Raw genomic sequence first — 13,941 nt, forward strand, 5'->3', positions numbered from 1 at the left:
CCCGCCGCAGGAAGTGATCACCCGCGACAATGTGCCGGCCCGGGTCAACGCCGTCGTGATGTTCCAAGTCACCGATCCGCTGAAAGCGATTATGGCCGTGGAGAACTACGCGGTGGCCACGTCGCAGATCGCGCAGACCACGCTGCGGTCACTGCTGGGCCGGGCCGATCTGGACACGCTGCTGGCGCACCGCGAGGATCTCAACGTCGACCTGCGCGGCATCATCGAAACCCAGAGCGCCCGCTGGGGTGTCGAGGTCCGCGTGGTCGAGATCAAAGATGTGGAGATCCCCGAATCGATGCAGCGGGCGATGGCCCGTGAGGCTGAGGCCGAACGTGAGCGCCGTGCCAAGGTGATCAACGCGCGCGGCGAACTGCAGGCCTCCGACGAGCTGCGTCAGGCCGCCGAGACGCTGTCGAAGAACCCGGCCTCGCTACAGCTCAGGTATCTGCAGACACTGCTTGAGCTTGGTGCGGACCAGAATTCGACAGTGGTGTTCCCACTGCCGGTCGACATCATCACGCCGTTCTTGAAGAACCCCGCCAGTCTTGGTGAGGCGCTGGCCAATGGTCTGGCCAGACACCGGGACTAGCCGCTGATCAGCCGCTCAGTTGTGCAACGCACCGGTCGGACTCCACGAACGGGAGCAGGCCGTCGACCGTGACCGGCGCGTCCCAGGCCGTCATCGCCCCCTGCATCAGGCCCAGGTGAATCGGGCAGATCACCTCGGGGCGTTCCCGTGCGATTTCCAGAAATGGGCAGTGCCGCAAGGAGATTTCGGAGCCTGCGGCGTCGGCCTCGGGGGCGAAGCCGAGGTCGTCGAGCAGGTCGACCAACTTCTCGACGGCTGTTCCATCGGCCGCATCGGAACGGGAGGCCGCCAACTGGGCACCCATCTTGCGCCCGGCCTCACCGGTGCCCGCGCCCGGTGCTTGTGACGCCACCGACTCGGCCAATGCCTCGGCGAGCAACCGGTAGTGGCGCGGACCGCCCGGGTCCATGCCACGGACCGCGGCGAACAGCTGTGGCGGTCGCCCAGGCTTGTCGCGTGCCCCTGTGACCCGGCGGATCTGTTCCTGCTCGAGCAGCGCGTCGAGGTGGAATCGCACGGTGTTGACGTGCACATCGAGTTTTTCCGCGATGGCCGCGATGCTCATCGGCGCATCGGTGGCGCGCAGCAGCGTCAGGACGTCGCGGCGTCTTCCCCGCGGCGCGTTCATGGCTGTTGCGGCGGCAGGCTCGCCACCAGCGGCGCGTCGGCGGCCACCGGCCCCAGTTTGGCCGCCCCGCCGGGCGAACCCAACGGCTCGTCCCGTCCCGGCAGCGTCTCGGAGAAGAACGCGTCGTTGTCCTCCTTGTAGGCCTCGAACTCGTCGGGCAGGTCGTCTTCGTAATAGATGGCCTCGACCGGGCAGACGGGCTCGCAGGCGCCGCAGTCCACACACTCGTCGGGATGGATGTATAGCGCACGGGCGCCCTCGTAGATGCAGTCGACCGGGCATTCCTCGACGCACGCGCGGTCCATCACATCGACACATGGCTTGCCGATCACGTATGTCATGGCCCATAGTTTATACAAGGTTTGTTTGTAAAAACTGGAGCAACGCGATGACGGCACACACAACCTCATCCATCGGCACCGACCTCGTCAGTACGCGGCCTTTCCCGCCGCGCCTGGGGCCTCGCGGAAACCTGGTCTACAAGCTCATCACGACCACCGATCACAAGCTGATCGGAATCATGTACATGGTCGCCTGCTACGTCTTCTTCTTCACCGGTGGCTTGATGGCGTTGTTCATCCGCACCGAACTCGCCGAACCTGGGCTGCAGTTCCTGTCCACCGAGCAGTACAACCAGTTGTTCACCATGCACGGCACCGTGATGCTGCTGTTCTACGCCACCCCGATCGTGTTCGGGTTCGCCAACCTCGTGCTGCCTCTACAGATCGGTGCGCCCGACGTCGCGTTCCCGCGGCTCAACGCGCTTTCGTTCTGGCTGTTCGTGTTCGGCGCGCTCATTGCGCTCGCGGGGTTCATCACCCCTGGAGGCGCCGCAGACTTCGGCTGGACCGGCTACGCACCACTCAGTAACGCCATCCACTCCCCCGGCGCCGGCGGCGACCTGTGGATCCTGGGCCTGGCCGTGGCCGGGCTCGGCACCATCCTCGGTGCGGTCAACATGATCACCACCGTGGTGTGTATGCGCGCGCCCGGCATGGTGATGTTCCGGATGCCGATCTTCACCTGGAACATCCTCGTCACCAGCATTCTGGTGCTGATGGTGTTCCCGCTGCTGACCGCGGCATTGTTCGGCCTGGCCGCTGACCGGCACCTCGGTGCCCACATCTACGACCCCGCCAACGGCGGAGCCATCCTGTGGCAGCACCTGTTCTGGTTCTTCGGCCATCCCGAGGTCTACGTGGTGGCGTTGCCGTTCTTCGGCATCGTCACCGAGATCATCCCGGTGTTCTCCCGCAAGCCGCTGTTCGGCTACACCACGCTGGTCTATGCGACGATCAGCATCGGCGCCTTGTCGATGGCGGTCTGGGCTCACCACATGTTCGCAACGGGAGCCGTTCTACTGCCGTTCTTTTCGCTGATGTCGTACTTCATCGCCGTGCCGACAGGTATCAAGTTCTTCAACTGGATCGGCACAATGTGGAAGGGACAGTTGACCTTTGAAACACCCATGCTGTTCTCCGTGGGCTTCATGGTCACCTTCCTGCTCGGTGGACTGTCCGGAGTCATGCTGGCCAGCCCGCCGATCGACTTCCACGTCACCGACACCTACTTCCTGATCGCACACTTCCACTACGTGCTGTTCGGCACCATCGTGTTCGCCTCGTTCGGAGGGGTGTACTTCTGGTTCCCGAAGATGACCGGCCGGTTGCTCGACGAGCGCCTGGGCAAGATCCATTTCTGGTTGACGTTCATCGGTTTTCACACCACATTCCTGGTGCAGCACTGGCTGGGCAACGAGGGCATGCCCCGCCGCTATGCCGACTACCTGCCGTCAGACGGTTTCACCACGCTCAATGTGGTTTCGAGCATCGGCGCCTTCACCCTGGGTGTGTCGATGTTGCCGTTCGTATGGAACGTCTTCAAGAGCTGGCGCTACGGCGAACCTGTCGTCGTCGACGACCCGTGGGGCTACGGCAACTCACTGGAGTGGGCCACCAGTTGCCCGCCCCCGCGGCACAACTTCACCGAGTTGCCCCGGATCCGTTCCGAGCGGCCGGCTTTCGAACTGCACTATCCGCATATGGTCGAACGGATGAGGGCCGAGTCCCACGTGGGCCGGCACTGAAACGGGCGCTCCCTGCCGATGCCGACGCACCAATGTCACGCTGGAGTGGCCCTCGTTTCCGAGAGCCACTCCAGCGTGACAAAACGGTCGGTCGAGCGGCGGATCACGCCTGCTTGAGGGCCTCGATTTCGAGGGTGATGGTAACCTTGTCGCCGACGACGGTGCCGCCGGTCTCCAGCGGCATGTCGATGTCGATGCCGAAGTCCTTGCGGTTCAACACGACCGAAGCCTCGAAACCGGCGACCGGACCCTGGCCCATGCCGGGGTTGACACCGTTGTACTCGAGCTTGAGGGAAACCGGCTTGGTCACGCCCTTGAGGGTGAAGTCGCCGTCGACGATGTAGTCGTCACCGTCAGGGCGCACGCCGGTGGAGACGAAGGTGGCGGTCGGGTGATTGTCGGCGTCGAAGAAGTCTGCGGACCGCACGTGTGCGTCGCGCTGCTCGTTGCGGGTGTCGATGGAGTTGACGTCGATGGTGGCGCTTACCGACGGCGTGCCGTCCTCGGCGACGGTGATCGCACCACCGAACGTCTCAAAGCTGCCACGGACCTTGCTCACCATGAGGTGGCGGACGGAAAAGTTGATCGACGAGTGCACGGGGTCGATGGCCCAGGTGCCTGCGGTCAGGTCGGTGGCTACTGCGACGGTCATGGTGTCTCCTTGGGTTGTGCGGCCCGGTCGATCCGGCACCTCCAGCAGACATAACCGGACCGTGGTCCGATTCCATTCCCGGTTTCGCAGATTTTTTTCCGCCGTTTCTGGCCGAGGGTGCGTGTCTGCTGCCCGGCGCGCCGCAAGATCCCCGCAGTTCAGGCACGCTCGTACAGGCATGAGGGGGCCAACTGCGGACTATCGGAAGTACGCGTCACCTGCGCCGATGCTCGTGGAGTCCGGGCACGCTCGCGCGAGCGTGCGCAAAATGCTGACGTTCCGCGGCGTGTCCACCGGCAGACGCGCACGCTCGCGGTGAAACGAGATCAGGCAGCCAGCGGCGAGTAATCCGTGGTGCGTTGACGGGCAGGGCGGCCGATGCCCTCGGCGATCGCGACGAGCTCGGCCACAGTTTTGGCCGAACCGTTCTCGGAACCGGCCATCCGGGAGATGGTCTCCTCCATCAACGTGCCGCCGAGATCGTTGGCACCGCCGCGCAGCATCACCTGGGTGCGTTCCACGCCGAGTTTGACCCACGACGTCTGAATCGACGGGATCCGGCCGTGCAGCATGATCCGGGCCAGTGCGTGGACCGCGCGGTTGTCGCGGTGTGTCGGCCCGGGACGGGAGCCGCCGGCCAGGTACAGCGGCGAGGACTGATGCACGAACGGCAGCGGCACGAACTCGGTGAAGCCGCCGGTCTGATCCTGGATGCCGCGGAGCACGTTGAGGTGGCCCACCCAGTGCTTGGGCGTATCGACGTGGCCGTACATCATTGTCGACGACGAGCGCAGCCCCACCTCGTGCGCGGTCGTCACCACGTTGATCCACTCCGAGGCCGGCAGCTTGCCCTTGGTGAGCACCCAACGCACCTCGTCGTCGAGGATCTCGGCGGCCGTGCCGGGGATCGATCCCAGCCCGGCCTCGCGTAGCGACGTCAGCCATTCGCGTACGGACAACCCGCTGCGGGTGACGCCGTTGGCGATCTCCATGGGCGAGAACGCGTGCACGTGCATCGAGGGCACGCGGGCCTTGACGGCCCGCACCAGGTCGGCGTAACCGGTGACGGGAAGCTCGGGGTCGATGCCGCCCTGCATGCAGACTTCGGTGGCACCGGCGACGTGCGCTTCCCAGGCCCGGTCGGCCACCTCGGCGGTGGACAGGGAGTACGCGTCGGCGTCGCCCTTGCGTTGCGCGAAGGCGCAGAACCGGCAGCCGGTGTAGCAGATGTTGGTGAAGTTGATGTTGCGGTTGACGACGTAGGTGACGTCGTCGCCGACGACATCGCGGCGCAGCGAATCCGCCAGGGCGGCAACCGCGTCCAGCGCCGGACCGTCCGCGGTGGCCAACGCGAGGTACTCGTCGTCGCTGCAGCCGCCCGGATCACGTTCGGCGGAACGCAATGCGGCCAGCACGTCGGTGTCGACGCGTTCGGGCGCGCGGGCGGCCAGTTCGTGCACCTTGGCGCGGATCGACTCCCAGTCGCCGAACGCGCTGTCGAGGTCGCTCCGGGTCTCGGTGAGCCTGCCTTCGGAGTCGATCGCGGAGTGCAGATCGGTGCGGCCCAACGATTCTGATGCTTCGTCGGGTTCCTGCCACGGCCGCCCTACCGGGTTGACGTCGAGGGCGAACCCGGTGTCGGGGTCGGCGAGCGCGTCGACGTGCCCGCGCACCCGCGGATCGATCCAGGCCGCGCCGGCCTGCACGTACTGCGGTTGGGCGGTGAGTCGCTGCACCAGGTCGTAGCCGGCCTCGCCGGTGACGTCGGCGAGATCGTCCAGTGCCGGCCAGGGCCGTTCGGGGTTGACGTGATCGGGGGTCAGCGGTGACACACCGCCCCAGTCGTCGACACCGGCGCCGATGAGCGCCAGGCATTCGTCGCGCGACACCAGATTCGGCGGTGCCTGGATACGCATCTTCGGCCCCAGCACCAGGCGGGTCACCGCGATCGTCGCGATGAAGTCGTCGATCCCGGCATCGGGCGTCGACGCCATGGCGGTGTGGTCCTTGGCCCGGAAGTTCTGCACGATCACTTCCTGAACGTGCCCGAACTCCTTGTGGGACTTGCGGATTGCGTGCATCGTCTCGGCACGTTCGGTCAGGGTCTCGCCGATTCCGACCAGCAGGCCGGTGGTGAACGGGATGGACAACCGGCCGGCGTCGTCCAGGGTGCGCAGCCGCACCGCTGGATCCTTGTCGGGACTGCCGTAATGCGCCTCGCCCTTGACCTCGAACAGGCGCCGGGAGGTGGTCTCCAGCATCATGCCCATCGACGGTGCGACGGGCTTCAGCCGAGACAGCTCGGACCAGCTCATCACGCCCGGGTTGAGATGCGGCAGCAGACCGGTCTCCTCGAGCACGCGGATGGCCATGGCCCGCACGTAGTCCAGCGTGGAGTCGTAGCCGCGCTCGTCGAGCCACTGCCGGGCCTCGTCCCAGCGTTCCTCGGGACGGTCGCCCAAGGTGAACAACGCCTCCTTGCAGCCCAGCTCGGCGCCCCGGCGGGCGACATCGAGAATCTCGTCGGGCTCCATGTACATGCCCATGCCCTGGGCGCGCAGCTTGCCGGGCACGGTCACGAAGGTGCAGTAGTGGCAGGTGTCGCGGCACAGATGCGTGACGGGGATGAAGACCTTGCGCGAATAACTGACCGGAAGCCGACCGCTGGCTCCACGCCGGCCCGCCGTTTCCAGGCCCGCATCGCGCACCCGGGCGGCGCTGGCACAAAGATCGGCCAGATCCTCGCCACGGGCGGTCATGGCGATCGCGGCCTCGTCCACATTGAGGGTCACGCCGTCACGGGCCCGGCGCAACACCCGGCGCAGAGCTGCCGAAGTGGGCGGCGCGCTGGGCGCAGCAGGCTTCGGTGGGACGGCCGGGGTGGGCAGATCGGCGCCGTGCTGGGGGTTCAGAGCCACTTCCGTGTAACCCCGTCGTTGTGCACGATCATCCACGCGTCTCACATTCTGAAACCAATGCGCCCGGCATACCGGCCACAGTAGACCGTGCAAGTCACTGCAATGCGGGGCCCTTACTGGACACACAACTTAAAGGTGCGACGAATGGGTTGCCGACCGCGTAAGTTGTTTCCGTCGGGAAGGGGATACCGAGGGAGTCGTGATGTCCACAAGTGTTCGTACGTATCTCGTAGCGGGAGCCGCCGCAGCCACCGCCACCGCCATCGCGCTCACCCCGGTACAGGCCGCCCCGGCCGACATTGCAGTCCCTGCACACCCGACATCGACTCAGCCGCAGCTGACGCAGGCGATGGTCGATCTGCTGGCCGCGGCGAGCCGGATGACCGCCGCGGTGGCGCCGAATCTCTCGGGTCAGACAGGCTCGGCTCCGGCCTTCGGCGCGGCGCCAGCCGCCGCGGCGACCGGCAATGTCACCGCGGCACCGACCGCGATCGCGATCGCCCCCAACTTGGCCAACACGATCGACCAGGCCTATGTGACGGTCGAGCCCTGGGTGCAGTGGGGATTCGAAGTCGGCGCATACGCACTCGGATGGATCCCCTGGGTCGGCGGATGGGCCGGCGGGCTGCTCATGGACGCCTACACATTCGGCGAGTCCCTCGTCGCCAGCGGGGTCTTCAACTTCACCGACTGGTTGCGCGGTGACGGCGGCATCATCCAGAACCTCGCCGACTTCGGCGCAGACGCAGTCTTGGCTGTCGCATGGCTGGGCATCGACGTCGTCGGCACATTCATCCCGCTGCCGCCAATCCCCCTGCCGCCGCGTCCGCCGCTGCAGGGACCGTTCCTGGCCAGCACGCTCGCCGCACCGACAGCAGCCCTCGAAGGCGCCGTCCAGAACCCGCTCACCCACCTCACCGATGCGATCACCAAGGCCCGCGACGACTTCGCCACGGCAGTCAAGACACTGACCGAGGGGACCGGTCTCGCGACCCTCGCTGACCGGCTCAAAGAGCAAGCGGCGGCGACCGAAAAGACGCCGGTCACAGAAGTTGCCGGAAGCTCGGTCGTCCAGGCCGTCGAAGGCACCATCGACAACATCGAGAACACTTCAGCGAACCTCGCGACCGGCCTGAACGAGACCGTCAAGGATGTTGCGGGCAACGTCGGTCAGCAGTTCAAGCAGGTCACCGACGAGATCGGCGTGGTCCCGCGCTCGGTCCGTCAGTCGCTGCGGAACACCGTTGCCGACCCGGCCGTCACCGACGCTGACACAGAAGAAGCCGTCAAGACCGACACCGACCAGGTCTCGGCCGGCAAGCCGGCGGCCCCTTCGGTGCGACAAGGCGTCCGCGCAGCGGTCGACAAGGCCAGAACGGACGCGACGAAGGCGGGCGACGACGCACGTGACGCGGTGAAGACGGCCGTGAAGAACCTGGCGCCGAAGCCGAAGACCAAGGTGGACAAGACGGATAAGACGGCTTCACCCAAGGACGCAAAGCCCAAGGATGCCAAGCAGTCCAAGAACTCCGGCGACACCGGCAAGTCGAAGAAGGACAACAAGAAGTAGGTCAGCGGCGGTGACGCCGTCGCAGCATCGCCACCGGTGGTAGCGCACCGGCGGCGATGAATATCAGCGAGCCGTAGGCCATCAGTCCTGGGCCGGCGAAGATGATGTCGCCACCGGGTCCACCGAAGGTCATCGCGACGACGGCGGCCAGCCAGGTCCACAGCGGCAGCGCCGCCATCCGCATGGAGTCGGTCCAGTACATGGCTGCCCATACGAGCGCGGTGTTGACCGCTCCGGCCGCCAGCGCGCTCACCGGGAAGGGAATCGGTCCAATATATGTAGGCAGCAGAAGTGCGCCTACGACGGCGGAGATGATGCCGTCAACCGCGAGCAGTGCCAGGACGATACGGCCCAGCACAAGGTCGGAGGGCGAGGTCAGGTGGGAATGCTGTCGAGCAGTCCGACCATCGAACCCACTACCCACTCGTAGTTGTCAAAACGGTCCTGCCAGTGCTGCAGATTCGGATCCAGATCGGGGTCCATGAATGTCCCTTCGACGCTTCTGAGTGGCGAGCTTACCTCGTCCGGTTTTGGCTATTGCAGATTCAGTCCGGTCAGCAGGTCGGTTTCCCACCCGCGTGCGTCGCGCTCGCCCGCGTCGCCCGAAACCAGCACATAGTGCTCCTCACCGAGCAGTGGCAGGGCGAGGTTGTTGGACAGGGCGAAGGCGCTGCCGTCGGCGGCGACGGTGACCTGGGTGGCGTGCGCGCGCATCGCGGCGATCTTGGCAGGCAACTGGGCGGCAGCGTCGACGACGGCGTCGATCCGGTCGTCGGCGTATCCGAAGGGAACATCTCCGACATCGATCCGGATCCAGTCGGTCGGCACGTCCCGCAGGCTCTGGAGGCCGGCCCGCATCGCGGAGCTGGCCATGACCGTCCAATAGAACTTGGGCACGGCCCATCCGGCGGCCGCGACGGCCGCGGTGGTGACGCGGTGGGCTTGCTTGTGGTCGGGGTGCCCATACCCGCCGTCCGGGTCGTAGGTGACGACGACGTGCGGTCGCATCTCCTCGATGATGCGCACGAGTTCGCTCACGGCTTCGTCGAAATCGGCGTCGATGAAGCGCTGCTGCTTGCGCGCCGGTGAGCCCTCCATGCCCGAGTCCCGCCATCGGCCGGGGCCGCCCAGGAAGTGCGGTGCCCCGATGCCGAGTGCGCTCAGGGCCTTGGTCAGCTCGCTGATCCGGTATCCGCCGAGTTGATCGGCTTGGTCGACGGCCAACCGGGCGTAGCGGTCGCCGATGACCTCCCCCTCCTCTCCGAGGGTGCACGTGACCACCCGGACGTCGGCACCGCGCGCTGCGTAGTGCGCGATCGTGGCGCCGGTGGTGAGGGTCTCGTCGTCCGGGTGGGCGTGAACGAACAACAGTCGGGGCGTTTCGCTGGGCATCGTGACTGACGATAGCGACGGGCCGTGGGCGGCGCAGAAAGTCGAGCGCTGCCCCACCTCCGCGCCTACATTCACTCGAGTGACCCGGCGCGAGCTTGAGTTCGGCTGCAGCATCGTCGTGATCGGGCTGTTGGCGGGCGTCGCGGGGATGGCGACGACGGTCCTTCTGCACTTCGTCGAACACCTCACCTATGACTTCACGTTCGGCTCGCTGCTCGACGGTGTCACCGGCAGCAGCCCGGTGCGACGCACGGTCGGACCGATGATCGGTGGCGCACTGGCCGGTTTCGGCTGGTGGATTCTGCGCCGGCACTACGTGGTACCCGGACTCGCCTCGACCATCGCCGATCACCGACCCATCCCCCGGGTAGCGATGACGGTCGATGCCGGGCTGCAGGTTCTGGTCGTCGGCGCGGGCGCGTCCCTGGGCCGTGAGGGCGCGCCGCGTCAGATGGCTGCGGTGCTCGGTGACGTCGGAACGTCCCGGTGGGCACTGACGCCCCACGACCGCGAGATTCTGCTCGCCTGCGCCGCAGGGGCCGGACTCGGCGCGGTGTACAGCGTCCCGGTCGGTGGCGCCCTGTTCGCGATCCGGATCATGATGCACACGTGGCACCCGCGAGCCGTCGGCGCCGCGTTGATCACCTCGGCGCTCGCTGTGGCAGTTGCATCGCCGGTGACCCATGTGCGGGCTCCGCTCGATTGGCCGAAGCCTGAATTGTCCTATCTACTCACCGCTTTCGCCTTGGTGATGGCGCCGCTGGCATTCGCGGTGGGGGCCGCGTTCAACCGGATCATGGCGATCGCGCGACCCGCCACGCCGGTCACGTCGTGGCTGATAATCCCCGGCATTGCCCTCGCCGGGCTGTTGGTGGGCCTGGGTTCGGTGTGGTTGCCGGAGCTGCCGGGCAACGGCAAGAGCATTCTCACGGTCAGCCTGAACAGCGCCCTGACGGTGGGCTCGGCCGCGGCGATCCTGCTGCTGAAGCCGCTCCTGACGGCGATCTTTCTACGTGCGGGCGCGGTGGGCGGCATGCTGACGCCGTCGCTCGCGACCGGTGCGGCCCTCGGGTCCGTGATCGCTCTGTCGATCAACACCTGGACCGAACACACCGTGAGCATCGCCGCGGTGTCGCTGACTTGTGCCGCCGGCGTGCTTGCGGTGACGCAGCGGGCTCCCATCTGGGCGGCACTTTTTGTCTGGGAGTTGGCCCGTCCGCCGTACTGGGTACTGCTGCCGTTCCTCGCCGCCGCGCTCGCGGCCCACGGGCTGCAATCGCTTGCCGAGAAGCACCACGAGGTAATGGTCGACTGATTAGACCAGGCAAACTCGGCAACGAAATCCGTAGATTTTGAAACTGACCGAGCCTGCCACATAGTTGCCGACGCAAGCACGGTGCGAATACCGAGACCGCTGGTCCCATTAGTGGGCGGCGCCGCATCGATGGTGGCCGTGTTTTACAGATCACACCCAATGTCCACTGTGTGCGCGCTAACTTTCCAGCCGCCACCCCGGCGACATTACTGCTGGGTAACCTAGCCGGACTCGTCGATCACACCTTCGCTGGCAACCTAGTGACATGACCAGCCAACTGTTTGCTACAACAGGCCGATGTCATGCCCCATAACGCTACGACCAGTTTCGCAATGGACTGGTGCGACCACGGGAAATCCCGACTACCAGCAATATCTCAGATACCCGAGGTTCATTTGCGGAGCCCCACACGGGTTCCTGCCAGCTGAAAATTAGTTAAGAAAATTTGCAGACAACTCAACTTACTTTGGGGTAACTTCTGCGCCGACGTTAGTTACGCTCCCGTAAGGAGATTCAATGCAGCTCGCTTCACGGTCATACCTGGCCGCCGGCGTGGCACTCGTGGGTGCCAGCGCCATCGCGGTCAGCCCGATGGCCCCGTCCGTGCCGACCCTCTCACCGGTACACATGCCGGTCGCCCTGACCGCCGGCGTGGACAACCCGCTGACGGTTTTCGAGCCCGCGTTCGCCGCCACGCAGACGATGGTCAGCAACATCATCGAGCGCCAGACCACCAACCCGGCACCGATCGCAAAGCAGCTCGTCGAGAACGCGGTCGCCGGTTACCAGGTGGCGCTGTCCACTCCGCCGGCGTGGCAGATCGCGAAGGTACTGGCCGACGCTGTCATCGCGGCCCAGAATTTCGGCCCCAACCTCGCAGCACTCGGTGAAACCACGTCTGCGGCCGGGACCGCTCTCAGTGAAGCCTTGAGCGACTTGGGCGCCGGCCTGCCCGCCGGACTCGAGGCCGCGATGGCGAAGATCGCCGCCGGTGATCCCGGCGGTGCGCTCGACGGCTTGGTGTTGGACGGGATGCAGCCCATCATCAACATCTTGATCTTCGCGGTGTCCCCCGAGATCAACGCGGTCGGGCATGTACTCAACATTCCGCAACCGCTCATCGACGCTGCATCGGAGGCCGCACTCGGTGTCGTGATCGGACTGGCCGCCGCCACCGTCGGTGTCGGGTACGACCTGGACGGTCAGCCGCGCGCCATTCTGAAGCAGGCTCTCGTCGGAGCTCAGGACGTGGTGAACGCCGTCACCACCGGCGATCCGGTCAAGGTGATCAACGCGCTCCAACACGGCATCGCCGATTTCGCCGAGAGTGTGGTCTTCCAGACCGATGCGACGATCTCCATGGGCAACTACATCGAGGACACCTTCGCCAACGCCTTCAAGCAGCTCAAGCCCAAGCCGTTCGACCCACCGATCGAGCTCCCGACCGCCAAGGCCCTGACTGCCCAGGCACCCGTGACGATCGAGGTCTCGACCCTGAAGGAAGAGACGCCCGCATCGGCCCCAGTTACCAACGCGGGCAATGCCTCTGACGCCGTCGATGGTGCCGCCCCTGACGCCGTCTCGGACGCCGCCGATGGTGCGGCTGCGCCGAACGCCGACGCCGCAGACTCCGCCGGCACCGGTACGGACGCCAGCGACAGTGACGACACCACCAAGGCCGTCACCAAGCTGTCGACGAAGGCATCGCCGAAGGCCGCCAAGGGACAGGAAAAGGCGAACTCCGCCAAGGCCGTCCGCACCCAGGTGAAGTCCGCCGTCAAGAAGCTGACCGACGGGCTGAAGAAGGACAAGGCCGGCGCCCAGAAGGGCGCTCAGAAGAAGTCCGAGTCGTCCAGCGGCTCTGACAAGGGCTCCGACAAGTAACCCCAGCACCAGCGCCAGGCCCTCTCCATCGACCCGATGGAGAGGGCCTTTCGCTTCTTCGGAAGTTCTCAGCCTCCACTCAGCTGTGCGCCCTGCCGGGGCGCTGCGGACCCGCTCGACGCAAAATGAGCGCCTCCGACTTTTCATTGCCCCAGCAACGGCATGGCGAACTCGCCGGTGGGGTCTGCAGCACAGCGGGCGACCCGCCGCCGCTCCCGCTCGAGAGCCCGGGAGACGGCCGCCGCGCGGCGCCTGGAACCGTTGATTTCGCAAACATCAAGATCGCCCCGCTCGCGCGGCGTTTCACAAGACTTTCTCCACTGAACGACGGAACCAGCGAACTCGTTATATTCAACGGCCATTGGCGACAGTTACCAGCCCCCTCGGCAGGCCAGGCCTCGCGGCATTTTCAAGAACACCTAAGCACCGCTATCTAGCAGCTAGTTCACCTTGCTCACGACTCCATTAGCCGCCCCAGGCTCGTCGGCGGCAACTTTTCAAAACTGCAAATTTGTAAAGTTACTCTCAGGTAGCTTCAGCCTCGTCGGGGATTGGATCCATCTAGAGGAGAAGCAATGCAAGTCGCAGCTCGTCCCTATCTCGCCGCTGGCGTCGCGTTGTTCGGAGCCAGTGCCATCGCGATGAGTCCGGTCGCTCCGCCGATGCCCGACATCGCGGTTCCGGCAGTTTCGTCGGCCGCGGTGAGCCTGTCTGCAGCAACCGATCCAATCCAGGCCTATGCGGACCTGTTCGCGAACACGATCGCCAATGTGTCGGCCCTGATCGGCACGGAGGTGACCGATCCCGCGCCTGTCCTGCTGCAGGTGATCACGAATCAGCTCACCACCGCGGGTTCGCTCTTCACAGCCTTGCAGGGCTCTGCCACCGCACTGGGCAATGCGCT

Annotated in this window: 11 protein-coding genes and 1 pseudogene; 6 read left to right on the forward strand and 6 right to left on the reverse strand. The window is 65.7% G+C overall.

Annotated elements, in window-relative coordinates:
* Nucleotides 1–592 (forward strand): SPFH domain-containing protein (locus tag A5779_RS23305; protein ID WP_064886049.1); only part of this gene is annotated, 592 nt, incomplete at its 5' end.
* A gap of 7 nt (nt 593–599) precedes the next feature.
* Here A5779_RS23305 and A5779_RS23310 read toward each other — a convergent pair.
* The gene (locus tag A5779_RS23310; RefSeq protein ID WP_064886051.1) at nt 600–1,220 is read right to left on the reverse strand and encodes a helix-turn-helix transcriptional regulator; all 621 of its coding nucleotides are present in this window, start codon (nt 1,218–1,220) and stop codon (nt 600–602) included.
* A complete protein-coding gene (fdxA, locus tag A5779_RS23315) occupies nt 1,217–1,561 on the reverse strand; it encodes a ferredoxin (protein WP_003882180.1) in 345 nt (114 codons plus the stop codon). The genes A5779_RS23310 and fdxA overlap by 4 nt, the downstream gene beginning before the upstream one ends.
* A 47-nt stretch (nt 1,562–1,608) precedes the next feature.
* Between fdxA and ctaD the strand changes: the two genes are divergently transcribed.
* Nucleotides 1,609–3,306: an aa3-type cytochrome oxidase subunit I gene (gene ctaD / locus A5779_RS23320; RefSeq protein ID WP_054603022.1), complete on the forward strand. Its 1,698-nt coding sequence runs from the start codon at nt 1,609–1,611 to the stop codon at nt 3,304–3,306.
* Nucleotides 3,307–3,409: 103 nt separating this feature from the next.
* On the opposite strand, the gene A5779_RS23325 is transcribed toward ctaD, so the two are convergent.
* Together A5779_RS23325 and A5779_RS23330 are read right to left on the reverse strand one after the other, a co-directional pair.
* Nucleotides 3,410–3,958: a YceI family protein gene (locus A5779_RS23325; protein WP_064886053.1), complete on the reverse strand. Its 549-nt coding sequence runs from the start codon at nt 3,956–3,958 to the stop codon at nt 3,410–3,412.
* A 326-nt stretch (nt 3,959–4,284) separates the two neighbouring features.
* Nucleotides 4,285–6,876, reverse strand: a complete 2,592-nt coding sequence (locus A5779_RS23330) for a bifunctional FO biosynthesis protein CofGH (RefSeq protein WP_064886074.1) — start codon at nt 6,874–6,876, stop codon at nt 4,285–4,287.
* Nucleotides 6,877–7,078: 202 nt separating this feature from the next.
* On the opposite strand from A5779_RS23330, the gene A5779_RS23335 reads away from it, so the two are divergent.
* On the forward strand, nt 7,079–8,446 hold the full coding sequence (locus tag A5779_RS23335; RefSeq protein ID WP_064886055.1) for a hypothetical protein: 1,368 nt from the start codon (nt 7,079–7,081) through the stop codon (nt 8,444–8,446).
* A gap of 1 nt (nt 8,447) precedes the next feature.
* On the opposite strand, the gene A5779_RS23340 is transcribed toward A5779_RS23335, so the two are convergent.
* Together A5779_RS23340 and mshB are read right to left on the reverse strand one after the other, a co-directional pair.
* Nucleotides 8,448–8,870 carry a hypothetical protein gene (locus A5779_RS23340; RefSeq protein ID WP_064886058.1) on the reverse strand — a complete coding sequence of 141 codons (423 nt, stop codon included), beginning with the start codon at nt 8,868–8,870 and terminating at the stop codon, nt 8,448–8,450.
* Nucleotides 8,871–8,980: 110 nt separating this feature from the next.
* Nucleotides 8,981–9,838, reverse strand: a complete 858-nt coding sequence (gene mshB, locus A5779_RS23345) for an N-acetyl-1-D-myo-inositol-2-amino-2-deoxy-alpha-D-glucopyranoside deacetylase (protein ID WP_064886060.1) — start codon at nt 9,836–9,838, stop codon at nt 8,981–8,983.
* A gap of 79 nt (nt 9,839–9,917) precedes the next feature.
* Between mshB and A5779_RS23350 the strand changes: the two genes are divergently transcribed.
* The 3 genes and pseudogenes from A5779_RS23350 to A5779_RS23360 all read left to right on the forward strand — a co-directional run.
* Entirely contained in the window at nt 9,918–11,153 is a 1,236-nt protein-coding gene (locus A5779_RS23350) for a chloride channel protein (RefSeq protein WP_064886064.1), read from the forward strand.
* 516 nt (nt 11,154–11,669) lie between these two features.
* Nucleotides 11,670–13,037 (forward strand): hypothetical protein, encoded by a 1,368-nt coding sequence (locus tag A5779_RS23355; protein ID WP_064886072.1) that lies wholly within the window; start codon nt 11,670–11,672, stop codon nt 13,035–13,037.
* A gap of 575 nt (nt 13,038–13,612) precedes the next feature.
* Nucleotides 13,613–13,941 (forward strand): annotated as a pseudogene (locus tag A5779_RS23360) (hypothetical protein); the annotation flags it as partial.

It is taken from the genome of Mycolicibacterium peregrinum (assembly GCF_001665625.1).
Classification (GTDB): domain Bacteria; phylum Actinomycetota; class Actinomycetes; order Mycobacteriales; family Mycobacteriaceae; genus Mycobacterium; species Mycobacterium peregrinum_B.